Origin of the sequence: Streptomyces changchenzhani (genome assembly GCF_039766235.1) — a bacterium.
In the GTDB taxonomy this organism is placed as follows: domain Bacteria; phylum Actinomycetota; class Actinomycetes; order Streptomycetales; family Streptomycetaceae; genus Streptomyces.
Window position 1 is genome coordinate 317,619 of the sequence record NZ_JBDHNH010000008.1, and the last position, 22,089, is coordinate 339,707.

Below are 22,089 nucleotides of genomic sequence, written 5' to 3' on the forward strand. Positions count from 1 at the left end.
GATCAGCCGAGCTGGCCAAGTAAGCCAGGCCAGCCGAGCAAATCGAGCAAACGGATTAGCGCTTGCTGTACTGCGGGGCCTTACGGGCCTTCTTGAGACCGGCCTTCTTGCGCTCGACCGCACGGTCGTCACGGCAGAGGAAGCCGGCCTTCTTCAGCGGGGCGCGGTTGTTGTCCACGTCCGCCTCGTTCAGCGAGCGGGCCACACCGAGGCGCAGGGCGCCGGCCTGACCGGAAACGCCGCCACCCGAGATACGGGCGACAACGTCGTAGCGGTTGTCGAGCTCAAGCACCTTGAAGGGCTCGTTGACTGCCTGCTGGTGCACCTTGTTCGGGAAGTAACCCTCAAGGGTGCGACCGTTGATCTTCCACTTGCCGGTGCCCGGAACGATCCGGACGCGGGCAATGGCGTTCTTACGACGGCCCAGACCTGCGGCCGGCTGCGGGTCGCCGAAGCGGCCCGCCAGCGACTCGCTGGTGTACTCGCCCTCGACCGGCACCTCGGACTCGAAGGTGGTGACCTCGGCGAAGGTCTCTTCGACCTCGGCCTCGGTGCCCTCGGCGGGGGTCTCAACAGTGGACTCGGCCACGATGCTCCTCAGAATTCTTTACGTCTTAGGGGGTGTGGCCGGAACTACTGCGCGACCTGGGTGATCTCGTACGGAACAGGCTGCTGAGCAGCGTGCGGGTGCTGATCGCCCGCGTAGATCTTCAGCTTCGAGAGCACCTGGCGACCCAGGGTGTTCTTGGGGATCATGCCCTTGATGGCCTTCTCTACGGCCTTCTCGGGGTTCTTCGCCATGAGCTCGTCATAGCGGACAGAACGCAGACCGCCCGGGTAACCGGAGTGGCGGTAAGCCATCTTCTGGGTCTTCTTGTTGCCGGAGAGGTGGATCTTCTCGGCGTTGATGATGACGACGAAGTCGCCCATGTCCATGTGCGGGGCGTAGATCGCCTTGTGCTTGCCCCGCAGGAGGATGGCGGCGGTCGTCGCCAGACGGCCCAGGACGATGTCCTGCGCGTCGATGATGTGCCACTGGCGCGTGACATCGCCGGGCTTGGGGCTGTACGTACGCACGGTCGTAGCCTTCGCTTCTTCAGAGTGAGGATCCCCGGACTCCGTGAGGAGCATGGGGACGGGTCCTGACAGGTCGCCCGGACGATCACGACAGCCTTGGCCGCATTCGGGGACGCAACCCGTCCGCATGCCGCTGGTCATCGTTCCGGTTAACCGGCGTAAGGGCCCCTCGCGTGAGAACGACCAAGCCAATACGCATAACGAACTGGAAGCTTACCTGGACCACCCGTACGGGTCAAAACGCACCCGGGGCGGCGCCTCCGGAGCCTCTCACGCCCCACCATCGGCGGGCCTCCGTCACCGCGCCCGCTCCACCCGCCGCTCGTCCCACACCGGCTCCGTGGTCTCCCGTACGACCCCGTCCGACCCGAACACCAGATACCGGTCGAAGGCCTTCGCGAACCAGCGGTCATGGGTGACGGCCAGCACAGTCCCGTCGTACGCCTCAAGGCCCTCCTGGAGGGCCTCCGCCGACTCCAGGTCCAGGTTGTCCGTCGGCTCGTCGAGCAGCAGCGCGGTGGTGCCCTCAAGCTCCAGGAGCAGGATCTGGAAGCGCGCCTGCTGCCCGCCCGAGAGCTTCTCGAAAGGCTGGTCGCCCTGCCTCTCCAGCTCGTAGCGCCGCAGCACCGACATCGCACCGCCCCGGTCCTTCGCGTGCTCCGTCCACAGGATGTCGACGAGCGTGCGCCCCAGCAGCTCCGGATGCGCGTGGGTCTGCGCGAAGTGCCCCGGCAGGACCCGCGCGCCCAGCTTCCACGTCCCCCTGTGCTTTACGTCCTCGCCGGCGAGGAGCCGCAGGAAGTGCGACTTCCCCGAGCCGTTCGACCCCAGAACGGCGACGCGCTCGCCGTAGAAGACCTCCAGGTCGAACGGCTTCATCAGACCGACGAGCTCAAGCCCCTCGCAGGTCACCGCCCGCACCCCGGTACGACCGCCCCGCAGCCGCATTTTGATGTCCTGCTCGCGCGGCGGCTCGGGCGGCGGCCCCGCGTCCTCGAACCGCTTGAAGCGGGTCTGCATCGCCTTGTAGCGCGACGCCATGTCGGGGCTGATCGCCGCCTGGTTCCGCAGCCGCAGCACCAGCGCCTTCAGCCGCGCGTGCTCCTCTTCCCAGCGCCGCTTGAGCTCCTCGAACCGCGCGAAGCGCTCCTTGCGCGCCTGGTGGTACGTACCGAACCCGGCGCCGTGCACCCACACATCCGTACCGGCGGGCCCCGGCTCCAGGCTCACGATCTTCTCGGCGGCCCGCGCCAGCAGCTCCCGGTCGTGGGAGACGAAGAGGACCGTCTTACGGGTCTCCTTCAGCTGTCCCTCCAGCCAGCGCTTGCCGGGCACGTCCAGATAGTTGTCGGGCTCGTCGAGCAGCAGTACCTCGTCGGGGCCCCGCAGCAGCGCTTCCAGTACGAGCCGCTTCTGCTCGCCGCCGGACAGCGTCCGCACCTCGCGCCACTGCGCCTGCTCGTAAGGCACCCCGAGCCCGGCCATGGTGCACATGTCCCAGACCGTCTCGGCCTCGTAGCCCTGCGCCTCGGCCCAGTCGCTGAGCGCCTGCGCGTACGCCATCTGCGTGGCTTCGTCGTCCCGCGTCATCATGGCGTGCTCGGCCGCGTCGACCGCGGCGGCAGCCGTCCGGATCCGCGGCTGTGCGACGGAGACCAGCAGGTCACGTACGGTCCGCTCGTCGCGCACCGACCCGACGAACTGCGACATCACGCCGAGCCCGCCGCTCACCGACACCGAGCCGCCGTGCGGCTGGAGCTCCCCCGCGATCATCCGCAGCAACGTCGTCTTGCCGGCGCCGTTCGCGCCCACCAGGGCGACCACCGCGCCCTCCCCCACCCGGAACGAGGCGTCCGCGAGCAGCACCCGCCCGTCGGGGAGGTAGTACTCCAGATGCGCAGCCTCAAGATGTCCCATGCTCCGCATTCTGACCGCCGACCGGCCCATCGCCCAACCGGATTAAGATGCGCAGGATCGCTGTGCCGTCCCGGGGGACACGGGCACAGCACGGAGCGGCACGACACGGCGGGGTGAAGGTCAGTGAGTTTTGGGCAAGGGGGGCCGTCCTGGGGAGGCCCCGAAGGGCAGCGACCCGATCCGTACGCGTCCCAGCAACCCGATCCGTACACATCGCGGACATCGGACGCCGACACCCCGGACTGGGCGGCACTGGCCGACGCGTCGGCCTCGCGCGCCCGGCGCAGGAGATGGATGTACATCGGCGGCGGCGTCCTCGCGACGGCGGTCGTCGGCGCGATCGTCGCGACAGCCGTGGTCTCGGCGGGCAGCGGCTCCACCGACGACAGCAACTCGGCGAGCAGCCTGCCGAGCCCCGAGACCCTGCCCACGGAGAGCGACGGGCCCGGCCCGTCCTTCTCCTCCCAGGCACCGCCTCCCCCGCCCAACCCCAAGGACTTCATCTCCAGCGCGAAGAAGGACAAGGCACCGCTCGGCGCCGACACCCTCTTCCCCGGCGAGAAGCTGACGATGGCCGACAACCGCGTCTACGCCCAGGGCGCAACGAACCGCACCACGAGCTGCCCGGCCGCCACCCAGGGCGCGCTCGGCCCCGTACTCGCCAACAACGGCTGCGACCAGGTCATCCGCGCGACCTACAGCAGGGACGGCGTCGCCGTCACCGTCGGCGTCGCGGTCTTCGACACCGAGGCGCAGGCCCAGAAGGCGAAGCAGCAGGCGAGCGGCGGCCTCGCCTCCCTCCCCGGCTCCGGCGTCCCCACCTTCTGCCGGGGCGGCTCGGTCTGCCGCAAGACCACCAACGCGTACGGCCGCTACGCCTACTTCACCGTCGGCGGCTTCACCAGCGGCAAGAACGTCACCCGCTCCGACAAGGGCGTCTTCACGGCCGGTGACGACATCGCCGAGTTCACCTTCCGTCAGATCCACAAGCGCGGAAGGGCCCAGGCGTCAGCAGCAGCCACCGCTCCCGCCGGGCAGTGAGCGCATGTTGCGGGCCTCGCGGCTGCGCGCGGCCAGCAACTCGTCGGCGGGATAGCCGACTTCCTCCAGCGTGAGGCCGTGCGGGCGTACGACATGGACGGCGGAGTCCCGTACGCCCGCACCAAGCACCTTCCCGGGCCATTCCACCGGCCGGTGCCCGTCGCCGACGAACAGCATCGCGCCGACCAGCGAGCGCACCATGTTGTGGCAGAAGGCGTCGGCCCGCACGGTCGCGGTGATGATCCCGTCCGCGCCCCGCTCCCAACTCAGCTTCTGGAGCGTACGGATGGTCGTCGCGCCCTCGCGCTTCTTGCAGTACGCCGCGAAGTCGTGCTCCCCGAGCAGCCGCTCGGCGGCGGCGTTCATGGCGTCCACGTCCAACGGCCAGTCGTGCCACAGCACATGGCCGCGCAGCAGCGGATCGACGCCGCCCACATGGTCCGTGACCCGGTACGCGTAACGCCGCCAGATCGCCGAGAAGCGCGCGTTGAAGCCCGCGGGGGCCTCGGTCACCCTCCACACCCGTACGTCGTGCGGGAGCCGCCCCGCGAGCCGCCTGGGCAGCTTCTCGCGGTGCTCCTCCCACACGTCGGCCGCCACATCGAACTGCGCGACCTGTCCGCGCGCGTGCACACCCGAGTCGGTGCGCCCGGCGACGGTCAGGGAGACCGGCTCGGGCAGCCGCATCACGGTCTGGAGCGCGGACTCCAACTCGCCCTGGACCGTGCGCCGTTCCCGCTGCTTCGCCCAGCCCGAGAAGTCCTTTCCGTCGTACGAAAGATCCAGCCGTACCCGTACGAAGCCGGGCTCCACGTCATCGCTCACCAGTGAATCCTCTCAACCTCTGCTCAACACAGAACGGGCCCGCACCGCCCCGAAGGGTGGTGCGGGCCCGTCCCAGTGGTCTTCAGAACACCTGAGTGTCCAAGGACTACTTGGACTCCTCGGCGGCCTTGTCGGCCGGCTTGGCGTCCTCGACCTTGGCGTCCTCGACCTTGGCGTCAGCCTTGGTGTCCTCAGCCTTGGTGTCCTCGACAGCCGCGTCCTTCTTGAGGCTGTCTTCCTTCACCGCGCGCTTTGTCGCAGCCTCGGCCTCACCGGTGGCGGCCTGCGCCACGGTCAGGGCCTCGACGAGCTCGATGACAGCCATGGGAGCGTTGTCGCCACGACGGTTACCGATCTTGGTGATGCGCGTGTAACCACCGGGGCGGTTCTCGTAACGCGGGCCGATCTCGGTGAAGAGCGTGTGCACGATGCTCTTGTCCGTGATGGTCTGCAGAACCTGGCGACGGTTGTGGATGTCTCCACGCTTCGCCTTGGTGATCAGACGCTCGGCGACGGGGCGCAGGCGGCGGGCCTTGGCCTCCGTCGTCGTGATGCGACCGTGCTCGAACAGCGCCTTCGCGAGGTTGGCGAGAAGGTGACGCTCGTGCGCAGCGCTGCCGCCCAGACGGGCGCCCTTTGCGGGCTGAGGCATGGTGTTTCTCCTTCATGTCTGCACCGGCCGTATCAGGTACCGATGTCAGTTACCGGCGAACTAATGCGCGCCGGAAGTGTGGAACGTGCTGGAAATCAGTACTGCTCGGTCTCGACGAAGCCCGCGTCCGCGTCGTCGTCGGCGCCGAAGGCGTCGGCGGCGGCGGTCGGGTCGAATCCGGGCGGGCTGTCCTTGAGGGCCAGGCCCATGCCGGCCAGCTTCGCCTTGACCTCGTCGATCGACTTCGCACCGAAGTTGCGGATGTCGAGCAGGTCGGCCTCGGAGCGAGCCACGAGCTCACCCACGGAGTGGATGCCCTCGCGCTTGAGGCAGTTGTACGACCGAACGGTGAGCTCAAGCTCCTCGATCGGCAGGGCGAGATCGGCGGCGAGCGCGGCGTCCGTCGGGGACGGGCCCATGTCGATGCCCTCGGCGTCGATGTTGAGCTCGCGTGCCAGACCGAACAGCTCGACCAGCGTCTTACCGGCGGACGCCATGGCGTCGCGCGGCCGCATGGCCTGCTTGGTCTCGACGTCGACGATCAGCTTGTCGAAGTCGGTGCGCTGCTCGACACGGGTCGCCTCGACCTTGTACGTGACCTTGAGCACCGGCGAGTAGATCGAGTCGATCGGGATGCGCCCGATCTCCTGACCGACCTGCTTGTTCTGGACGGCGGAGACGTAGCCGCGACCGCGCTCGACGGTCAGCTCCATCTCCAGCTTGCCCTTGCCGTTGAGCGTCGCGAGAACGAGGTCCGGGTTGTGGACCTCGACGCCGGCCGGCGGGGCGATGTCAGCAGCGGTGACCAGGCCGGGACCCTGCTTGCGCAGGTACATCACGACCGGCTCGTCGTGCTCCGAGGAGACGACGAGCTGCTTGATGTTCAGGATGAGGTCGGTCACATCCTCCTTGACGCCCGGCACGGTGGTGAACTCGTGCAGGACACCGTCGACCCGGATGCTGGTGACAGCGGCGCCGGGGATCGAGGAGAGGAGCGTACGACGCAGGGAGTTGCCGAGGGTGTAACCGAATCCCGGCTCCAGCGGCTCGATAACGAACCGGGAGCGGTACTCGTCTACGACCTCTTCGGTCAGCGAGGGGCGCTGAGCGATCAGCATGGGAATTCCTCCAGTGTCTTGGCACCCGCTATTTGATGCCAGTTACTACAAGGGTACGGGCGGCACGGCCCAAAGGGGTCGTACCGCCCGTGTGCAACGCGAGAAACGAGAAGGTCGGTCTTCACACTGCCCGCACTGCAACCAGATCAGACGCGGCGACGCTTGGGAGGGCGGCAGCCGTTGTGCGGGGTGGGCGTGACGTCCTGGATGGACCCGACCTCAAGGCCAGTGGCCTGGAGGGAGCGGATCGCGGTCTCACGGCCGGAGCCGGGACCCTTGACGAAGACGTCGACCTTGCGCATGCCGTGCTCCTGCGCGCGACGGCCGGCGGACTCGGCGGCCATCTGTGCGGCGAACGGAGTGGACTTGCGCGAGCCCTTGAAGCCGACATGGCCGGCGGAGGCCCAGGAGATCACGTTGCCCGAGGGGTCCGTGATCGAGACGATGGTGTTGTTGAACGTGCTCTTGATGTGGGCGTGCCCATGAGCGACGTTCTTCTTTTCCTTGCGGCGCACCTTCTTGGTGGCGCCCTGACGGCCCTTAGGAGGCATGTTTTCTCCTGGCGTGGAGGTGATCGGTCCTACAGCGAAGACCGCTGGTTAAGCGTCCGGCTGAGGACTACTTCTTGCCCGGCTTCTTCTTACCGGCGATAGCACGACGCGGACCCTTGCGGGTACGAGCGTTCGTGCTGGTGCGCTGACCGTGCACCGGCAGGCCGCGGCGGTGACGCAGACCCTGGTAGCAGCCGATTTCCACCTTGCGGCGGATGTCGGCCTGGACCTCACGGCGGAGGTCACCTTCGGTCTTGAAGTTGACATCCACGTACTCGCGGAGCTTGACCAGGTCCTCTTCAGGCAGGTCACGCACGCGAACGTTGGGGTCGACACCGGTGGCGGCAAGGGTCTCCTGAGACCGCGTGCGCCCGATGCCGAAGACATAGGTGAGGGCGACCTCAATGCGCTTTTCGCGCGGGAGGTCAACGCCTTCGAGGCGTGCCATGCATGGCTCCTGTTGGTTCGGAGGTCTTCCGCAGAGCCGTTCCGTGGCCGCCGGACGCTCCCCAGAAGGGAGTGGTACGGACCAGGTCCCCGGCCTCCGCCGGAGGTGTCAGCACCCGCTGGGGGCACTGGGCACTGCGTATATACATTTACTTCGCTTGCGTCGCGCGAAGAGCTGCGAGATGCAGGGGGTCGTGCGTCAGCCCTGGCGCTGCTTGTGGCGCAGGTTTTCGCAGATAACCATGACCCGGCCGTGACGGCGGATCACCTTGCACTTGTCGCAGATCTTCTTGACGCTCGGCTTGACCTTCATGAAATGTCAGGTTCTCCGGGTCAGTGCCATCGCCCCGCTGAAACACGAGACGGCAGCAAGATCTACTTGTACCGGTAGACGATCCGGCCACGCGTCAGGTCGTACGGAGAAAGCTCCACGACGACCCGGTCATCCGGGAGGATGCGGATGTAGTGCATACGCATCTTGCCGCTGATGTGCGCGAGGACTTTGTGACCGTTCTGCAGTTCCACCTTGAACATTGCGTTCGGGAGGGACTCGATCACGGTGCCCTCGATCTCGATGGCACCTTGCTTCTTGGCCACGCTTCGCCCTTCGAATCGGCTACCTTGATCGACTCCCGCTCCGCATGCGGACATACGGGTACACGGGAGCCGACGAGTCAGTCTACGTCAGGCCCCTGGAAAAGACGAATCAGGGATGATTGCCCAACAGTCAAGATCATTAAGCGGTTCAGGCGAGTGGATCCGGGGCGGTAGTCACGCCGTACTCCGCCAGCTTCGCCCTGCCCCCGACCCCTTTTTCACGCCGCCCTCGCGGGCTCGGCGCCCAGGGGCGCCTCACAAGCTTCGCGCGGCTGCGCCGGACTCCGACCGGCAGGAGGTCGGCCGGCCCGGCCCTCAGGCCAGCGGGTCCGGCGCCGTCGTCACGCCGTACTCCGCCAGCTTCGCCTTGCCCCCGTCGACCGCGGTCAGTACCAGCGGGCCCTCTTCGGTCAGTGCCACCGAGTGCTCCCAGTGCGAGGACCAGGTGCCGTCCGTGGTGACGACCGTCCAGTTGTCCTCAAGGACGTCCGTGTGGGCCGTGCCGAGGCTCACCATCGGCTCGATGGCGAGGCAGAAGCCGGGAATCAGCTTGGGGCCCTTGCCGCGCTTGCGGGCGACGTAGTTCAGCAGGTGCGGGTCCATGTGCATCTCGGTGCCGATGCCGTGGCCGCCGTAGTCCTCGATGATCCCGTACTTACCCGTCGCCGGACGCGGCTGGCGGCGGATGTAGGACTCGATGGCCCTGGAGATGTCCACCAGCCGGTTGCCCAGCTTCATCGCCGCCAGACCGGCCCACATGGACTCCTCGGTCACCCGGGAGAGCTCCACCAGCTCGGGCGCGTGCCCGGTCCCCACGAACGCGGTGTACGCCGCGTCGCCGTGCCAGCCGTCGATGATCGCGCCGGCGTCGATCGAGATGATGTCGCCGTCCTTCAGGACCGTCTTCTCGTCCGGGATGCCATGGACGACCACCTCGTTGACCGAGGTGCAGATGGTCGCGGGGAAACCGCCGTACCCGAGGAAGTTCGACTTGGCGTCGTGCTCCGCGAGCACCTTGCGGGCGACCTCGTCCAGATCCCGGGTGGTGGCGCCGGGCACCGCTGCCTCGCGGGTGGCCGCATGGACCGCGGCGACGACCAGCCCCGCCTCGCGCATCTTCGCGATCTGCTCGGGGGTCTTGATCTCCACCATCACTGTGCCTTCCACGTTCGCTGTATCTGCCTGCTCAACAGTACGGCCGCGGCGTCTCTCGGACACCGCGGCCGCAACCGTCGTAACTCTTGTCGCTTGATCAGTGCGCGTCGGACTACTTCTTCAGTGCGTCCATCGCGCGCCGGGTCACTTCGTCGACCTTGCCGAGCGAGGAGATCGTGACCACCAGGTTCTGCGCCTTGTAGTGGTCAATGATCGGCTCGGTCTCGCTGTGGTAGACCTCCAGGCGACGGCGGACCGTCTCCTCGCTGTCGTCACCACGCTGGTACAGCTCGCCGCCGCAGGCGTCGCAGACGCCTTCCTTCTTGGGCGGGCTGTACGTCACGTGGAAGACGTGAGCCGAATCGTTGCGGCAGATGCGGCGACCCGCGATCCGCTTCACCACCTCGTCCTCGGAAACCTCAAGGTCCAGCACGGCGTCCAGCTTCTGGCCGTCCGTCTTCAGCGTCTTGTCGAGCGCCACGGCCTGCGAGACGTTCCTCGGGAAGCCGTCAAGGAGGAAGCCGTTCGCGGCGTCCTGCTGGGCCATGCGGTCCTTGGCCATCCCGATGGTGATCTCGTCCGGCACCAGGTTGCCGGCGTCCATGTACGCCTTCGCCTGCTTGCCGAGGGCAGTGCCCCGGCTGATGTTGGCGCGGAAGAGGTCGCCCGTGGAGATGTGCGGGATCGACAGGTTCTTGGCAAGGAACGCAGCCTGCGTTCCCTTGCCGGCACCAGGCGGCCCGACGAGGACGATTCGCATCAGCGGAGGAACCCTTCGTAATTGCGCTGCTGGAGCTGGCTCTCGATCTGCTTCACGGTCTCCAGGCCCACACCCACGATGATGAGGATGCTTGTCCCGCCGAACGGGAAGTCCTGGTTCGCGCCGAAGCCCGCCAACGCCATCGTCGGCACAAGAGCAATCAGGCCCAGATACAGCGAGCCCGGCCAAGTGATCCTGTTGAGCACGTAGCTCAGGTACTCGGCAGTGGGGCGACCTGCCCGGATGCCCGGGACGAAGCCACCATACTTCTTCATGTTGTCGGCAACTTCCTCGGGGTTGAACGAGATCGCCACATAGAAGAAGGCGAAGAACACGATCAACAGGAAGTAGGTGGCGATGTAGATCGGCTTGCCATCAACGAAGTTCGCCTGGATCCACGTGCCCCAGCCGCTTTTTCCACCGCCGCCGAACTGGACGATCAGCGTCGGGATGTAGAGCAGCGACGAGGCGAAGATGACCGGGATCACACCGGCCTGGTTGACCTTCAGCGGGATGTACGTAGACGTACCGCCGTAGGACTTCCGGCCGATCATGCGCTTCGCGTACTGCACCGGGATCCTGCGCTGAGCCTGCTCGACGAAAACCACGAGGCCGACCATGGCGAAACCGACCAGGATCACGATGCCGAACTCGATCCAGCCGTCCGCGAGTTCGCCCTGCTTCTTGATGGCCCACAGCGCACCCGGGAAGCCGGCTGCGATCGAGATGAACATCAGGATCGACATGCCGTTGCCGACGCCGCGGTCGGTGACGAGCTCACCGAGCCACATCACCACGGCAGTTCCGGTGGTCATGGTGACCACCATGACCAGAGTGATGAAGATCGACTTATCGGGCACGATGTTGGCAGCGGCTGGGCAGCCGCTGAACAGTGCGCCGGTACGGGCGGTCGCCACCAGGCCGGTGCCCTGGAGGATGGCGAGCGCCACCGTCAGGTAGCGGGTGTACTGAGTGATCTTCGCTGTACCTGACTGTCCCTCCTTCTTGAGGGCTTCCAGCCGGGGAATCACTACCGTCAGCAGCTGAAGAATGATGCTCGCTGTGATGTACGGCATGATGCCGAGCGCGAAGATCGTGATCTGCAGCAGTGCGCCACCGCTGAACAGATTCGCCAGACCGAGGAGGTTGTTGCCCGACTGGGCCTGGTCAAGGCAGAGCTGCACGCTCTTGTAACTGACCCCGGGGACCGGGATATGGGCGCCGAGCCGATACAGCACGATGATGCCGAGCGTAAAGAGCAGCTTCTTACGCAGGTCGGGGGTCTTGAACGCCCGGGCGAACGCGGTGAGCACGGTGCCTCCTGCCCCTCCCACTTCTTATGTGGAAGGGCTCGTCGAATACAGGGCCACGGCTCTGGGCCGTTGCGCAGCGTCCTGCCACGCACCGCAGCGGACACACACACAGAGGGGCCAGCATAGCCACAACTGATCCTAGGAACTCTAACAACGCCAGGCGCGAACTCCAGCCAGGAGTCGTGAGGCGGTCGGCACACGACCTCATCCCGGGGCCGGGACGGGCAGTTCAGCCGCCGTCCCCACCGAACCACGGGCGACAACAGCGCCCCTGCCACCCCCGCCGCCGGTGAACTCCGGGGCCACCAGGGATCACCCGGCACGGGCGGGGCATCTCGTCATCATTCCGTTGACGGCCGCCCCGCTTTCGCCACTCACCCGCTTTTGCGCGCGGCCGGAAATCAGCGGCCGGGCCCTTACGAGCTGCCGGGAGTTGGGCCCCCGGACGACCGCGATGTCCGGACATCAGCGGCAAGTCCGGCGCGAGTTGCGTACATCACCGATCAGGCCGGCCTCGCGCCCGGCCGGTGAATTTACCGCCGCATTACCCGGGACCGTATTGCGCTTTCACGCCCCGATATCGAGCGGATAACCGACGGAAAGAACCGTGTTTGACGTTCGCCGGGATATACCGCCATTCCCGCAGGGCCGGAAGGGTGCGGGCGCTGAGCCACGTAACGGCAGCGCTCACGGCCTCGCGGTGGCCCCGTGCACCGGTTCGCGGAGGGCATGAAAAAGCCTGGCCGGCTGCCCACCGCAGAGCGGATGGGCAGCCGGCCAGGCTTCAATGCCGTGCTGGTCGGTCGCCGACTAGATGAGCTCGGTGACCGTGCCGCCGGCAGCGGCGACCTTCTCCTTGGCGGAAGCGGAGACGGCGTCAACCGTCACCTGCAGCGCCACGGTGATCTCGCCGGCGCCGAGCACCTTGACGAGCTGGTTCTTGCGCACCGCGCCCTTGGCGACCAGATCGGCCACCGTGACCTCTCCACCCTCGGGGTAGAGAGCGCCGAGCTTCTCCAGGTTCACGACCTGGTACTCGGTGCGGAACGGGTTCTTGAAGCCCTTGAGCTTCGGGAGACGCATGTGGAGGGGCATCTGCCCGCCCTCGAAGCGCTCCGGAACCTGCGTACGGGCCTTCTGGCCCTTGGTGCCACGACCTGCGGTCTTACCCTTGGAGCCTTCGCCACGACCCACACGGGTCTTGGCGGTCTTGGCGCCCGGGGCAGGCCGGAGGTTGTGGACCTTCAGCGGGCTGTTTTCAGCCATGTCAGTCGACCTCCTCAACCGTTACGAGGTGGCGGACGGTGTTAGCCATGCCGCGGAACTCGGGACGGTCCTCCTTGACAACCGTGTCGTTCAGGCGCTTGAGCCCGAGCGAACGCAGGGTGTCGCGGTGGTTCTGCTTGCTACCGATGAACGACTTCGTCTGCGTGATCTTGAGGCGGGCCATTACGCACCCGCTCCCAATGCACGTGCACGAAGCAGAGCCGCGGGGGCGACATCCTCGAGGGGCAGACCACGGCGAGCCGCGATCTCCTCGGGACGCTGCAGACCCTGAAGGGCCGCCACGGTCGCGTGCACGATGTTGATCGGGTTCGACGAACCGAGCGACTTCGACAGAATGTCGTGAACGCCGGCGCACTCGAGCACGGCACGCACCGGGCCACCGGCGATAACGCCGGTACCGGGGGACGCCGGCTTGAGCAGTACGACGCCCGCAGCCTTTTCACCCTGGATCGGGTGGGGGATGGTGCCCTGGATACGCGGAACCTTGAAGAAGGTCTTCTTCGCCTCTTCAACGCCCTTGGCGATGGCCGCGGGAACTTCCTTGGCCTTGCCGTATCCGACACCTACGGTGCCGTCACCGTCGCCCACCACGACCAGCGCGGTGAAGCTGAAGCGGCGACCACCCTTGACAACCTTGGCAACACGGTTGATCGCAACTACGCGCTCAACGTAAGCGGTCTTCTCGGCAGGGCCACCGTCGCGACCCTTCCGGTCCCGCCGCTCGCCGCCACCGGCACCGCTTCCGCGGCGCTGGGGTCCAGCCATTGGATTTACCTCTCTCTGTTACGTCCGTTAGTCCCGGAATCGGGGCTTAGAACTTCAGCCCGGCTTCGCGGGCGGCGTCAGCCAGAGCGGCAATGCGCCCTGCGTACCTGTTGCCACCACGGTCGAACACGACGGTCTCGATGCCCGCAGCCTTCGCACGCTCGGCGACAAGCGCGCCGACCTGCTGAGCCTTGGCGCTCTTGTCCGCCTCGCCACCGCGGATCGAGGAGTCCAGGGTCGACGCCGACGCGAGCGTGTGGCCCGCGATGTCGTCGATGACCTGGGCCACGATGTTGCGGTTGGAGCGTGTCACGACCAGGCGAGGACGTACCGGCGTACCGGAGACGTGCTTGCGGACGCGGATGTGGCGGCGCTTGATGGCGGCGCGCTTGTACGCGTCGCCCTTGGCAATCTTTACACCGTATGCCATGGCTTACTTACCCGCCTTTCCGACCTTGCGGCGGATAACTTCGCCGGCGTACTTGACGCCCTTGGCCTTGTACGGGTCGGGCTTCCGCAGCTTGCGGATGTTAGCGGCGACCTCGCCGACCTTCTGCTTGTCGATGCCCTCGACGCTGAGCTTCGTGGGCGACTCGACCTTGAAGGTGATGCCTTCGGGAGCCTCGATAACGATGGGGTGGCTGTATCCGAGCGCGAACTCCAGGTTGGAGCCCTTCGCCTGGACGCGGTAACCCACACCACTGATTTCGAGCGCCTTGCTGTAACCCGCGGTCACGCCGGTGATCATGTTCGCCACCAGCGTGCGGGACAGGCCGTGGAGGGCCCTGTTCTGACGCTCGTCATTCGGACGAACGACGTTCAGAACGCCGTCCTCGCCCTTGGAGACCTCGATCGGCGCAGCGACGGTGTGCGAGAGGGAACCCTTGGGGCCCTTCACCGCGACCGTGCGGCCATCGATGGTGACGTCCACACCGACGGGAACCTGGATGGGGAGCTTGCCGATTCGCGACATTAGCTTTTCCTCCGTTCCCGACTACCAGACGTAGGCGAGGACTTCCCCACCTACGCCCTTCTTGCCTGCCTGCTGGCCGGTCAGGAGGCCGTGGGAAGTGGAGATGATCGCCACTCCCAGGCCGCCCAGAACCTTCGGCAGACCGGTGGACTTCGCATATACACGCAGACCCGGCTTCGAGATGCGCTTGATGCCGGCAATCGAACGCTCGCGGTTCGGGCCAAACTTCAGCTCAAGAACGAGGTTCTTGCCAACTTCGGCGTCCTCGACCTTCCAGCCGGTGATGAAGCCCTCCTGCTGGAGGATCTCCGCGATGTGCGACTTGATCTTGCTGTGCGGCATACCGACGGTGTCGTGGTACGCCGAGTTCGCGTTACGCAGACGCGTGAGCATGTCTGCGATTGGATCAGTCATGGTCATGTAGTGGCCTTCGGCCTCTCTCGCCGGGGTTTCCTGTATGCGCCATCCCTCTCCCTACTCAGAGGCAGGACGGGTGCGGTGCGGGGACCTACGGCGTAGTAAGTCGGTCAGGGCGGCAGGCGCCCAACCCCACAAGCCTACGGCATGCGGAGGAGGGCTCCCACCGACCAGATACTTACCGAGAGCACGAGGTAATCAGTACGCCCAAAGGGCAGTACTGACTACCAGGAGCTCTTGGTCACGCCCGGCAGCTCGCCACGGTGGGCCATCTCACGAAGGCACACGCGGCACAGGCCGAACTTGCGGTAGACGGAGTGCGGCCGGCCGCAGCGCTGGCAACGCGTGTACGCGCGCACAGCGAACTTGGGCTTGCGGGCCGCCTTAGCGATCAGAGCCTTCTTCGCCACGGTCAGTTCTCCTTGAACGGGAAGCCGAGGTGACGAAGGAGGGCACGGCCCTCGTCGTCATTGGTCGCCGTGGTGACCACGGTGATGTCCATGCCCCGGACCCGGTCGATCTTGTCCTGGTCGATCTCGTGGAACATGACCTGCTCCGTGAGACCGAAGGTGTAGTTGCCACGGCCGTCGAACTGCTTCGGCGACAGACCACGGAAGTCACGGATACGCGGAAGCGCGAGCGACAGCGTACGGTCCAGGAACTCCCACATGCGGTCACCACGGAGGGTGACGTGGCAGCCGATCGGCTGACCCTCGCGCAGCTTGAACTGCGCGATGGACTTCCGGGCCTTGGTGACAGCAGGCTTCTGGCCGGTGATCGTGGTGAGGTCGCGAATGGCGCCATCGATCAACTTGGAGTCGCGGGCTGCGTCGCCCACACCCATGTTGACCACGATCTTGACGAGGCCGGGGATCTGCATGACGTTCTCGTAAGAGAACTCTTCACGCAGCTTGCCCGCGATCTCCTCGCGGTAGCGCAGCTTGAGGCGCGGTGCGGTGGTGGTAGTCATCAGATGTCCTCACCGGTCCGCTTGGCAACGCGGATCTTGTTGCCCTCGTCGTCAAAGCGGAAGCCGACGCGAGTGACGACCTTCTTCCCGTCCTTCTCAACAACCAACTGCACGTTGCTGACATGGACCGGAGCCTCGGTCGTCACAATGCCGCCGGTCTGCGAACCGCGAGCGGTCTGGCCGGCCTTCGTGTGCTTCTTGACCCGGTTGACACCCTCGACCAGGACGCGGCTCTCGCGGGGGATGGCCAGAATGACCTTGCCCTGCTTGCCCTTGTCCTTACCGGTGATGACCTGAACCAGGTCGCCCTTCTTGATCTTCATGCTTACAGCACCTCCGGCGCGAGCGAGATGATCTTCATGAACTTCTTCTCGCGCAGCTCACGGCCCACCGGGCCGAAGATACGGGTGCCGCGAGGGTCGCCGTCGTTCTTCAGAATGACGGCGGCGTTCTCGTCGAAGCGGATGTACGAGCCGTCGGGACGGCGACGCTCCTTGACCGTGCGAACGATGACCGCCTTGACGACGTCACCCTTCTTCACATTGCCACCGGGGATCGCGTCCTTGACGGTGGCGACAATGACGTCGCCGATACCCGCGTAGCGGCGACCCGAGCCACCGAGAACACGGATGGTGAGAATTTCCTTCGCACCCGTGTTGTCGGCGATACGAAGTCGCGACTCCTGCTGGATCACGTCTATCTCCTGATCGTCTGCCGGTTCCCGGCGAGGGGGCCCCTTGCGGGGCGCCCCTCACCGAGCCTGGCGGAACTGACCTGAGCCGAAAAGCTCAGGAATTATTACTTGGCCTTCTCAAGGACCTCGACGATGCGCCAGCGCTTCGTCGCGGACAGCGGCCGGGTCTCCATCAGGAGGACACGGTCACCGATACCCGCGGCGTTGGCCTCGTCGTGTGCCTTGAGCTTGTTCGTACGGCGGATGACCTTGCCGTACAAAGCGTGCTTGACACGGTCCTCAACAGCGACGACGACGGTCTTGTCCATCTTGTCGCTGACCACAAGGCCCTCGCGGGTCTTGCGGAAGCCGCGCTGCTCGTTCGCGTTCGTCTCAGTCACAGTCTTCTCGCTCATCAGGCGCTCTCCACCGTCTCGATGCCCAGCTCGCGCTCACGCATCAGGGTGTAGATCCGGGCGATGTCCTTACGGACGGACTTGAGCCGACCGTGATTTTCGAGCTGCCCGGTCGCCGCCTGGAAGCGGAGGTTGAACAGTTCTTCCTTTGCCTCACGAAGCTTCGCGACGAGGTCCTCGTCGTTCAGCTCGCGCAGCTCAGTCGCCTTCGTACCGGCCACCATCACGACTCACCTGCCTCGCGCCGCACGATCCGGCACTTCATCGGAAGCTTGTGAGCAGCGCGGGTGAGCGCCTCACGAGCAATCTTCTCGTTCGGGTAGGACAACTCGAACATCACACGACCGGGCTTGACGTTCGCGATCCACCACTCGGGAGAACCCTTACCGGAACCCATGCGGGTCTCAGCAGGCTTCTTCGTCAGGGGGCGGTCCGGATAAATGTTGATCCAGACCTTTCCGCCACGCTTGATGTGGCGGGTCATCGCGATACGAGCAGCCTCGATCTGGCGGTTCGTCACGTATGCCGGCGTCAGCGCCTGGATGCCGTACTCACCGAATGCGACCTCAGTGCCACCCTTTGCCATACCGCTGCGCTTGGGGTGGTGCTGCTTGCGGTGCTTGACCCTACGAGGGATCAGCATGTCGGTCAGGCCTCCGTTCCAGTGCTCTCAGCCGGAGCAGCTGCGGCGGGAGCGTCGGCCTTGGGGGCCTCCGCTGCCGGCGCGGACTGCTGCGGCTTGCGGCCGCGGCCGCCACGCTCGCCACCGCGGGCTCCGCCACGGCCACCGGCCGGACGGTCGCCGCCACCGGCGGGACCGCCACCGGTTCCACCACGGGCCGGGCGGTTACCCGCACGGGCCGCGGCGTTCTCGGCGCGGACCTCGGCGATGTTCTTGACGTCGCCCTTGTAGATCCAGACCTTCACGCCGATACGGCCGAAGGTCGTCTTGGCCTCGAAGAAGCCGTAGTCCACGTTCGCGCGCAGGGTGTGCAGGGGCACACGGCCTTCGCGGTAGAACTCCGAGCGGGACATCTCGGCGCCGCCGAGGCGACCGCCGCACTGAATCTTGATGCCCTTGGCGCCGGCCTTCATCGTGCCCTGCATGCTCTTACGCATGGCGCGACGGAAGGAGACACGGGAGGAGAGCTGCTCGGCAACGGCCTGAGCAACCAGCTGCGCGTCCATCTCGGGGTTCTTGACCTCGAGGATGTTCAGCTGCACCTGCTTGCCCGTGAGCTTCTCGAGGTCGCCGCGGATGCGGTCGGCCTCGGCGCCACGGCGGCCGATGACGATGCCCGGACGCGCGGTGTGGATGTCCACACGCACACGGTCACGGGTGCGCTCGATCTCAACCTTCGAGATGCCGGCGCGCTCCATGCCGGACGTCATCATCCTGCGGATGGCGACGTCTTCCTTGACGTAGTCCTTGTACAGCTTGTCGGCGTACCACCGCGACTTGAAGTCCGTGGTGATGCCGAGGCGGAACCCGTGCGGGTTTACCTTCTGGCCCATTACCGGGTTCCTTCCTTGCTGCTGACGACCACGGTGATGTGGCTGGTCCGCTTGCGGATCCGGTAGGCACGGCCCTGCGCACGCGGACGGAACCGCTTCAGGGTCGGGCCCTCGTCCACGTACGCCTCGCTGATAACCAGCGACTTGGCGTCCGTGTGGTCGTAGTTGTGCGCGGCGTTGGCAATGGCGCTGTCAAGCACCTTGCCGACCGGCACGCTCGCGGCCTGCGCGGCGAAACGCAGGACTGCCTGAGCATCCGTGGCATCCATGCCCCGGATAAGGTCCACCACGCGGCGGGCCTTCATGGGCGTGACGCGGATATAGCGCGCCTGGGCCCTGGCTTCCATGGTTGTCCCTTCGGTGTCGTTCATAGTCTTCGCACCCCGCCTTAGCGGCGCTTCGACTTGCGGTCGTCCTTGACGTGGCCGCGGAAGGTGCGGGTCGGCGCAAACTCGCCGAGCTTGTGGCCGACCATGGACTCGGTGACGAACACCGGGATATGGATCTTGCCGTTGTGCACCGCGATGGTGTGACCCAGCATTGCCGGGATGATCATCGAGCGCCGGGACCAGGTCTTGATAACGGTCTTGGTGCCAGCTTCGTTCTGGACGTCCACCTTCTTGATGAGGTGTCCGTCGACGAAGGGCCCCTTCTTGAGACTACGCGGCATCTAAACCCGCTCCTAGCGCTTCTTGTTCGACTTGCGGCGGCGGACGATGTACTTGCTCGATGCCTTCTTCGGCGAGCGAGTACGACCCTCCTTCTGACCCCACGGGCTGACCGGGTGGCGACCACCTGAAGTCTTGCCCTCACCACCACCGTGCGGGTGGTCGACCGGGTTCATCGCCACACCGCGAACGGTCGGGCGAACGCCCTTCCAGCGCATACGGCCGGCCTTGCCCCAGTTGATGTTCGACTGCTCGGCATTGCCGACCTCGCCAATAGTGGCGCGGCAGCGGATGTCGACCAGACGGACCTCGCCCGACGGCATACGAAGGTGCGCCATGGCGCCTTCCTTCGCCAGCAGCTGGACCGAAGAACCCGCAGAACGGGCAATCTTCGCTCCGCCGCCGGGACGCATCTCGATGGCGTGGATGGTCGTACCCACCGGGATGTTGCGCAGCGGCAGGTTGTTACCGGGCTTGATGTCGGCGCCGGCGCCGTTCTCAACCTTGTCGCCCTGCACCATCTTGGCCGGAGCCAGGATGTAGCGCTTCTCGCCGTCTGCGTAGTGCAGCAGCGCGATGCGCGCGGTGCGGTTCGGGTCGTACTCGATGTGCGCGACCTTGGCCGGCACGCCGTCCTTGTCGTGACGACGGAAGTCGATCACTCGGAAGGCACGCTTGTGTCCGCCACCCTGGTGGCGAACGGTGATCCGACCGGCGTTGTTACGGCCGCCCTTGCTGTGCAGCGGGCGAACCAGCGACTTCTCCGGCGTGGACCGCGTGATCTCGACAAAGTCGGCTACGGAGGAGCCACGGCGGCCCGGCGTAGTCGGCTTGTACTTGCGGATTCCCATTTCTCAGTCCTCGTCCGATTCCGGACGACTCGACCTCCGTCAGGAGGTCGGGCCGCCGAAGATGTCGATACGGTCGCCCTCGGCGAGGGTCACGATGGCGCGCTTGGTGTCAGCACGCTTGCCGAAACCGGTCTTGGTCCGCTTGCGCTTACCCTGCCGGTTGATCGTGTTGACCCCGGTGACCTTGACCGAGAAGACCGCCTGAACGGCTTCCTTGATCTGGGTCTTGTTGGTGCCGGGCGAGACGATGAACGTGTACTTGTTCTCGTCCAGGAGCGCGTAGCTCTTCTCGGACACAACCGGCCTGACAAGAATGTCACGCGGGTCCGTGAAGGCCTTGCTCGGCGGGACGGGCTCGGAAGCTACCGTCTCCCGGCGCGCCTTGGCGTTACGGGCAGCCTTGGCAGCCTTGGCAGCCTTGGAAGCAATGCTCGGGTGTCGCGTAGCCATCAGGCTTCGCTCCCTTCGGTCTCAACGGCCTTGGGGCCAGACACGAAGGACTCGAAAGCGGCCTGAGTGAAGACCACGTCGTCCGAGACGAGCACGTCGTACGTGTTCAGCTGGCCCGGCGCCAGGAGGTGCACCTGGGGCAGGTTACGGGCGGACAGCCACGCGGCCCTGTCGGAACGCTCGGCGATCAGGAGCACGTTCTTACGCTCGCTGATCTTGCCCAGCAGTGCCTTGGCGGCCTTCGTGGAAGCCGAACCCTCGACCACGTCGGTGACGATGTGGATACGAGCGTTGCGGGCCCGGTCGGAGAGGGCACCGCGGAGCGCGGCAGCCTTCATCTTCTTGGGGGTCCGCTGCGAGTAGTCACGCGGGTGCGGGCCGTGTACGACGCCACCGCCCACGAACTGCGGCGCACGGGTCGAACCCTGACGGGCTCGGCCGGTGCCCTTCTGGCGGTACGGCTTGCGGCCGCCGCCTCGGACCTCGGCGCGAGTCTTGGTGCTGTGCGTGCCCTGACGGGCAGCTGCCAGCTGTGCGACTACGACCTGGTGGATCAGCGGAATGCTGACCTTGGCGTCGAAAATCTCCGCGGGGAGCTCGACGGTCCCGGTCTTGTCGCCTGCAGGCGAAAGGATGTCAATGGTGCTCATCGGTTCCTCAAACCCCCTTGGCCGCGGTACGGACCAGGACGAGGCCACCGTTGGGACCAGGAACCGCTCCCTTGATCAGGAGCAGGCCCTTCTCCGCGTCAACGGCATGCACGGTCAGGTTCTGGGTGGTGACGCGCTCGTTACCCATACGGCCTGCCATACGCATGCCCTTGAAAACGCGACCCGGGGTGGCGCAGCCACCGATCGAGCCGGGCTTGCGGTGCATGCGGTGGGCACCGTGGGATGCGGGGCCGCCCTTGAAGTTGTGACGCTTCATGACACCGGCGAAGCCCTTGCCCTTGCTCTTGCCCGTGACGTCAACCTTGACGCCGGACTCGAACAGATCGGCAGTGATCTCCTGGCCGAGCGTGTACTCGCTGGCGAAGGAGGTACGGAGCTCCACCATGTGGCGGCGCGGGGTCACATCGGCCTTGGCGAAGTGGCCCTTGAGGGGCTTGTTCACCTTGCGAGGGTCGATCTCGCCGAAGGCGATCTGGACCGACTCATAGCCGTCACGGTCATTCGTGCGGACCTGGGTCACGACATTGGGCCCAGCCTTGACGACGGTCACCGGAACGATCCGGTTGTTCTCGTCCCAGACCTGGGTCATGCCGAGCTTCTCGCCCAGGATTCCCTTAATCTGCTTTGCCATCGTTCCCGCGCCTCTCAGAGCTTGATCTCGATGTCAACGCCGGCCGGAAGGTCCAGGCGCATCAACGAGTCAACGGTCTTGGGCGTCGGGTCGAGGATGTCGATCAGGCGCTTGTGAGTGCGCATCTCGAAATGCTCGCGCGCGTCCTTGTACTTGTGCGGCGACTTGATGACGCAGTACACGTTCTTCTCAGTGGGAAGCGGCACCGGGCCCGCGACTGACGCACCAGTTCGCGTCACCGTCTCGACGATCTTCTTCGCCGAGGAATCGATGACCTCGTGGTCGTAAGCCTTGAGCCGGATGCGGATCTTCTGTCCCGCCATGGCTACTTCGTAGTCCTGTCTTTCGT

Annotated in this window: 35 protein-coding genes; 1 reads left to right on the forward strand and 34 read right to left on the reverse strand. The window is 65.9% G+C overall.

What is annotated here, in order from left to right; genetic code table 11:
- Positions 1-55 precede the first annotated feature (55 nt).
- The 3 genes from rpsI to ABCR94_RS25550 all read right to left on the reverse strand — a co-directional run bounded on the left by rpsI (position 56) and on the right by ABCR94_RS25550 (position 3,003).
- A complete protein-coding gene (gene rpsI, locus ABCR94_RS25540) occupies positions 56-589 on the reverse strand; it encodes a 30S ribosomal protein S9 (protein WP_347122370.1) in 534 nt (177 codons plus the stop codon).
- A 44-nt stretch (positions 590-633) separates the two neighbouring features.
- The gene (gene rplM / locus ABCR94_RS25545; protein ID WP_283521075.1) at positions 634-1,077 is read right to left on the reverse strand and encodes a 50S ribosomal protein L13; all 444 of its coding nucleotides are present in this window, start codon (positions 1,075-1,077) and stop codon (positions 634-636) included.
- Between the two features lie 297 nt (positions 1,078-1,374).
- Entirely contained in the window at positions 1,375-3,003 is a 1,629-nt protein-coding gene (locus ABCR94_RS25550) for an ABC-F family ATP-binding cassette domain-containing protein (RefSeq protein WP_347122371.1), read from the reverse strand.
- A gap of 114 nt (positions 3,004-3,117) precedes the next feature.
- Between ABCR94_RS25550 and ABCR94_RS25555 the strand changes: the two genes are divergently transcribed.
- Complete coding sequence (locus ABCR94_RS25555) at positions 3,118-4,035, forward strand: hypothetical protein (RefSeq protein ID WP_347122372.1); 918 nt, start codon at positions 3,118-3,120, stop codon at positions 4,033-4,035.
- On the opposite strand, the gene truA is transcribed toward ABCR94_RS25555, so the two are convergent.
- The 31 genes from truA to rpsJ all read right to left on the reverse strand — a co-directional run bounded on the left by truA (position 4,003) and on the right by rpsJ (position 22,063).
- A complete protein-coding gene (truA, locus tag ABCR94_RS25560) occupies positions 4,003-4,860 on the reverse strand; it encodes a tRNA pseudouridine(38-40) synthase TruA (protein WP_347122373.1) in 858 nt (285 codons plus the stop codon). The two genes, ABCR94_RS25555 and truA, sit on opposite strands and share 33 nt — an antisense overlap.
- A 106-nt stretch (positions 4,861-4,966) precedes the next feature.
- Positions 4,967-5,512 (reverse strand): 50S ribosomal protein L17, encoded by a 546-nt coding sequence (rplQ, locus tag ABCR94_RS25565; RefSeq protein WP_347122374.1) that lies wholly within the window; start codon positions 5,510-5,512, stop codon positions 4,967-4,969.
- 95 nt (positions 5,513-5,607) lie between these two features.
- Positions 5,608-6,630 carry a DNA-directed RNA polymerase subunit alpha gene (locus ABCR94_RS25570; protein WP_283521070.1) on the reverse strand — a complete coding sequence of 341 codons (1,023 nt, stop codon included), beginning with the start codon at positions 6,628-6,630 and terminating at the stop codon, positions 5,608-5,610.
- A 146-nt stretch (positions 6,631-6,776) separates the two neighbouring features.
- Complete coding sequence (gene rpsK / locus ABCR94_RS25575) at positions 6,777-7,181, reverse strand: 30S ribosomal protein S11 (RefSeq protein WP_347122375.1); 405 nt, start codon at positions 7,179-7,181, stop codon at positions 6,777-6,779.
- 67 nt (positions 7,182-7,248) lie between these two features.
- Positions 7,249-7,629 carry a 30S ribosomal protein S13 gene (gene rpsM / locus ABCR94_RS25580; protein ID WP_283521068.1) on the reverse strand — a complete coding sequence of 127 codons (381 nt, stop codon included), beginning with the start codon at positions 7,627-7,629 and terminating at the stop codon, positions 7,249-7,251.
- 198 nt (positions 7,630-7,827) lie between these two features.
- Complete coding sequence (gene rpmJ / locus ABCR94_RS25585; protein WP_009740505.1) at positions 7,828-7,941, reverse strand: 50S ribosomal protein L36; 114 nt, start codon at positions 7,939-7,941, stop codon at positions 7,828-7,830.
- 62 nt (positions 7,942-8,003) lie between these two features.
- Complete coding sequence (gene infA / locus ABCR94_RS25590; protein WP_003956442.1) at positions 8,004-8,225, reverse strand: translation initiation factor IF-1; 222 nt, start codon at positions 8,223-8,225, stop codon at positions 8,004-8,006.
- 315 nt (positions 8,226-8,540) lie between these two features.
- Positions 8,541-9,377, reverse strand: coding sequence for a type I methionyl aminopeptidase (gene map, locus ABCR94_RS25595; protein ID WP_347122510.1), 837 nt, complete (start codon positions 9,375-9,377; stop codon positions 8,541-8,543).
- Between the two features lie 115 nt (positions 9,378-9,492).
- Positions 9,493-10,140: an adenylate kinase gene (locus ABCR94_RS25600; RefSeq protein ID WP_347122376.1), complete on the reverse strand. Its 648-nt coding sequence runs from the start codon at positions 10,138-10,140 to the stop codon at positions 9,493-9,495.
- Entirely contained in the window at positions 10,140-11,453 is a 1,314-nt protein-coding gene (secY, locus tag ABCR94_RS25605; RefSeq protein WP_347122377.1) for a preprotein translocase subunit SecY, read from the reverse strand. Before secY ends, ABCR94_RS25600 begins: the two co-directional genes overlap by 1 nt.
- Positions 11,454-12,263: 810 nt before the next feature.
- Positions 12,264-12,719 carry a 50S ribosomal protein L15 gene (gene rplO, locus ABCR94_RS25610; RefSeq protein ID WP_347122378.1) on the reverse strand — a complete coding sequence of 152 codons (456 nt, stop codon included), beginning with the start codon at positions 12,717-12,719 and terminating at the stop codon, positions 12,264-12,266.
- 1 nt (position 12,720) lies between these two features.
- Complete coding sequence (gene rpmD, locus ABCR94_RS25615) at positions 12,721-12,903, reverse strand: 50S ribosomal protein L30 (RefSeq protein WP_283521063.1); 183 nt, start codon at positions 12,901-12,903, stop codon at positions 12,721-12,723.
- Complete coding sequence (gene rpsE, locus ABCR94_RS25620) at positions 12,903-13,505, reverse strand: 30S ribosomal protein S5 (RefSeq protein ID WP_347122379.1); 603 nt, start codon at positions 13,503-13,505, stop codon at positions 12,903-12,905. The genes rpmD and rpsE overlap by 1 nt, the downstream gene beginning before the upstream one ends.
- 46 nt (positions 13,506-13,551) lie before the next feature.
- Positions 13,552-13,935 (reverse strand): 50S ribosomal protein L18, encoded by a 384-nt coding sequence (gene rplR, locus ABCR94_RS25625; RefSeq protein WP_347122380.1) that lies wholly within the window; start codon positions 13,933-13,935, stop codon positions 13,552-13,554.
- 3 nt (positions 13,936-13,938) lie between these two features.
- On the reverse strand, positions 13,939-14,478 hold the full coding sequence (rplF, locus tag ABCR94_RS25630) for a 50S ribosomal protein L6 (protein ID WP_347122381.1): 540 nt from the start codon (positions 14,476-14,478) through the stop codon (positions 13,939-13,941).
- Between the two features lie 21 nt (positions 14,479-14,499).
- The gene (rpsH, locus tag ABCR94_RS25635; protein WP_283521059.1) at positions 14,500-14,898 is read right to left on the reverse strand and encodes a 30S ribosomal protein S8; all 399 of its coding nucleotides are present in this window, start codon (positions 14,896-14,898) and stop codon (positions 14,500-14,502) included.
- A gap of 221 nt (positions 14,899-15,119) precedes the next feature.
- A complete protein-coding gene (locus tag ABCR94_RS25640) occupies positions 15,120-15,305 on the reverse strand; it encodes a type Z 30S ribosomal protein S14 (RefSeq protein ID WP_004571834.1) in 186 nt (61 codons plus the stop codon).
- A 2-nt stretch (positions 15,306-15,307) separates the two neighbouring features.
- Positions 15,308-15,865, reverse strand: a complete 558-nt coding sequence (rplE, locus tag ABCR94_RS25645) for a 50S ribosomal protein L5 (RefSeq protein WP_028812366.1) — start codon at positions 15,863-15,865, stop codon at positions 15,308-15,310.
- Positions 15,865-16,188 (reverse strand): 50S ribosomal protein L24, encoded by a 324-nt coding sequence (gene rplX, locus ABCR94_RS25650; protein ID WP_347122382.1) that lies wholly within the window; start codon positions 16,186-16,188, stop codon positions 15,865-15,867. The genes rplE and rplX overlap by 1 nt, the downstream gene beginning before the upstream one ends.
- A gap of 2 nt (positions 16,189-16,190) precedes the next feature.
- Complete coding sequence (rplN, locus tag ABCR94_RS25655; RefSeq protein WP_073768975.1) at positions 16,191-16,559, reverse strand: 50S ribosomal protein L14; 369 nt, start codon at positions 16,557-16,559, stop codon at positions 16,191-16,193.
- A gap of 104 nt (positions 16,560-16,663) precedes the next feature.
- A complete protein-coding gene (gene rpsQ, locus ABCR94_RS25660) occupies positions 16,664-16,954 on the reverse strand; it encodes a 30S ribosomal protein S17 (protein WP_347122383.1) in 291 nt (96 codons plus the stop codon).
- Positions 16,954-17,178: a 50S ribosomal protein L29 gene (gene rpmC / locus ABCR94_RS25665; protein ID WP_138894199.1), complete on the reverse strand. Its 225-nt coding sequence runs from the start codon at positions 17,176-17,178 to the stop codon at positions 16,954-16,956. The genes rpsQ and rpmC overlap by 1 nt, the downstream gene beginning before the upstream one ends.
- Positions 17,178-17,597: a 50S ribosomal protein L16 gene (gene rplP, locus ABCR94_RS25670; protein ID WP_119286204.1), complete on the reverse strand. Its 420-nt coding sequence runs from the start codon at positions 17,595-17,597 to the stop codon at positions 17,178-17,180. Before rplP ends, rpmC begins: the two co-directional genes overlap by 1 nt.
- Positions 17,598-17,602: 5 nt before the next feature.
- Entirely contained in the window at positions 17,603-18,469 is an 867-nt protein-coding gene (rpsC, locus tag ABCR94_RS25675; protein WP_283521056.1) for a 30S ribosomal protein S3, read from the reverse strand.
- Positions 18,469-18,816 (reverse strand): 50S ribosomal protein L22, encoded by a 348-nt coding sequence (gene rplV, locus ABCR94_RS25680; protein WP_283521083.1) that lies wholly within the window; start codon positions 18,814-18,816, stop codon positions 18,469-18,471. Before rplV ends, rpsC begins: the two co-directional genes overlap by 1 nt.
- Positions 18,817-18,857: 41 nt before the next feature.
- Positions 18,858-19,139, reverse strand: a complete 282-nt coding sequence (gene rpsS / locus ABCR94_RS25685) for a 30S ribosomal protein S19 (RefSeq protein WP_347122384.1) — start codon at positions 19,137-19,139, stop codon at positions 18,858-18,860.
- A 12-nt stretch (positions 19,140-19,151) separates the two neighbouring features.
- On the reverse strand, positions 19,152-19,988 hold the full coding sequence (rplB, locus tag ABCR94_RS25690; protein WP_347122385.1) for a 50S ribosomal protein L2: 837 nt from the start codon (positions 19,986-19,988) through the stop codon (positions 19,152-19,154).
- Between the two features lie 39 nt (positions 19,989-20,027).
- A complete protein-coding gene (gene rplW / locus ABCR94_RS25695; protein WP_347122386.1) occupies positions 20,028-20,438 on the reverse strand; it encodes a 50S ribosomal protein L23 in 411 nt (136 codons plus the stop codon).
- Positions 20,438-21,088 (reverse strand): 50S ribosomal protein L4, encoded by a 651-nt coding sequence (gene rplD, locus ABCR94_RS25700; protein WP_347122387.1) that lies wholly within the window; start codon positions 21,086-21,088, stop codon positions 20,438-20,440. The genes rplW and rplD overlap by 1 nt, the downstream gene beginning before the upstream one ends.
- 7 nt (positions 21,089-21,095) lie before the next feature.
- A complete protein-coding gene (rplC, locus tag ABCR94_RS25705; RefSeq protein WP_347122388.1) occupies positions 21,096-21,740 on the reverse strand; it encodes a 50S ribosomal protein L3 in 645 nt (214 codons plus the stop codon).
- Between the two features lie 14 nt (positions 21,741-21,754).
- A complete protein-coding gene (gene rpsJ, locus ABCR94_RS25710) occupies positions 21,755-22,063 on the reverse strand; it encodes a 30S ribosomal protein S10 (protein WP_014054162.1) in 309 nt (102 codons plus the stop codon).
- Positions 22,064-22,089 lie beyond the last annotated feature (26 nt).

Bases quoted from the DNA above. Each gene is read 5' to 3' on its own strand.
- rplF (WP_347122381.1), bottom strand. From the start codon at position 14,478: ATGTCGCGAATCGGCAAGCTCCCCATCCAGGTTCCCGTCGGTGTGGAC.
- rplD (WP_347122387.1), bottom strand. From the start codon at position 21,088: ATGAGCACCATTGACATCCTTTCGCCTGCAGGCGACAAGACCGGGACC.
- ABCR94_RS25550 (WP_347122371.1), bottom strand. From the start codon at position 3,003: ATGCGGAGCATGGGACATCTTGAGGCTGCGCATCTGGAGTACTACCTC.
- rpsM (WP_283521068.1), bottom strand. From the start codon at position 7,629: ATGGCACGCCTCGAAGGCGTTGACCTCCCGCGCGAAAAGCGCATTGAG.
- ABCR94_RS25600 (WP_347122376.1), bottom strand. From the start codon at position 10,140: ATGCGAATCGTCCTCGTCGGGCCGCCTGGTGCCGGCAAGGGAACGCAG.
- rpsE (WP_347122379.1), bottom strand. From the start codon at position 13,505: ATGGCTGGACCCCAGCGCCGCGGAAGCGGTGCCGGTGGCGGCGAGCGG.
- rplW (WP_347122386.1), bottom strand. From the start codon at position 20,438: ATGGCTACGCGACACCCGAGCATTGCTTCCAAGGCTGCCAAGGCTGCC.
- rplC (WP_347122388.1), bottom strand. From the start codon at position 21,740: ATGGCAAAGCAGATTAAGGGAATCCTGGGCGAGAAGCTCGGCATGACC.
- rplR (WP_347122380.1), bottom strand. From the start codon at position 13,935: ATGGCATACGGTGTAAAGATTGCCAAGGGCGACGCGTACAAGCGCGCC.
- rplO (WP_347122378.1), bottom strand. From the start codon at position 12,719: ATGGCTGAAAACAGCCCGCTGAAGGTCCACAACCTCCGGCCTGCCCCG.
- ABCR94_RS25570 (WP_283521070.1), bottom strand. From the start codon at position 6,630: ATGCTGATCGCTCAGCGCCCCTCGCTGACCGAAGAGGTCGTAGACGAG.
- rplV (WP_283521083.1), bottom strand. From the start codon at position 18,816: ATGGAAGCCAGGGCCCAGGCGCGCTATATCCGCGTCACGCCCATGAAG.
- rplX (WP_347122382.1), bottom strand. From the start codon at position 16,188: ATGAAGATCAAGAAGGGCGACCTGGTTCAGGTCATCACCGGTAAGGAC.
- rpmD (WP_283521063.1), bottom strand. From the start codon at position 12,903: ATGGCCCGCCTCAAGATCACGCAGACGAAGTCGTTCATCGGTAGCAAG.
- rpmC (WP_138894199.1), bottom strand. From the start codon at position 17,178: ATGGTGGCCGGTACGAAGGCGACTGAGCTGCGCGAGCTGAACGACGAG.
- rplE (WP_028812366.1), bottom strand. From the start codon at position 15,865: ATGACTACCACCACCGCACCGCGCCTCAAGCTGCGCTACCGCGAGGAG.
- rplP (WP_119286204.1), bottom strand. From the start codon at position 17,597: ATGCTGATCCCTCGTAGGGTCAAGCACCGCAAGCAGCACCACCCCAAG.
- rplQ (WP_347122374.1), bottom strand. From the start codon at position 5,512: ATGCCTCAGCCCGCAAAGGGCGCCCGTCTGGGCGGCAGCGCTGCGCAC.
- rpsQ (WP_347122383.1), bottom strand. From the start codon at position 16,954: ATGAGCGAGAAGACTGTGACTGAGACGAACGCGAACGAGCAGCGCGGC.
- rplB (WP_347122385.1), bottom strand. From the start codon at position 19,988: ATGGGAATCCGCAAGTACAAGCCGACTACGCCGGGCCGCCGTGGCTCC.
- rpsC (WP_283521056.1), bottom strand. From the start codon at position 18,469: ATGGGCCAGAAGGTAAACCCGCACGGGTTCCGCCTCGGCATCACCACG.
- map (WP_347122510.1), bottom strand. From the start codon at position 9,377: ATGGTGGAGATCAAGACCCCCGAGCAGATCGCGAAGATGCGCGAGGCG.
- rpmJ (WP_009740505.1), bottom strand. From the start codon at position 7,941: ATGAAGGTCAAGCCGAGCGTCAAGAAGATCTGCGACAAGTGCAAGGTG.
- rpsH (WP_283521059.1), bottom strand. From the start codon at position 14,898: ATGACCATGACTGATCCAATCGCAGACATGCTCACGCGTCTGCGTAAC.
- rpsK (WP_347122375.1), bottom strand. From the start codon at position 7,181: ATGCCTCCTAAGGGCCGTCAGGGCGCCACCAAGAAGGTGCGCCGCAAG.
- rpsS (WP_347122384.1), bottom strand. From the start codon at position 19,139: ATGCCGCGTAGTCTCAAGAAGGGGCCCTTCGTCGACGGACACCTCATC.
- rpsJ (WP_014054162.1), bottom strand. From the start codon at position 22,063: ATGGCGGGACAGAAGATCCGCATCCGGCTCAAGGCTTACGACCACGAG.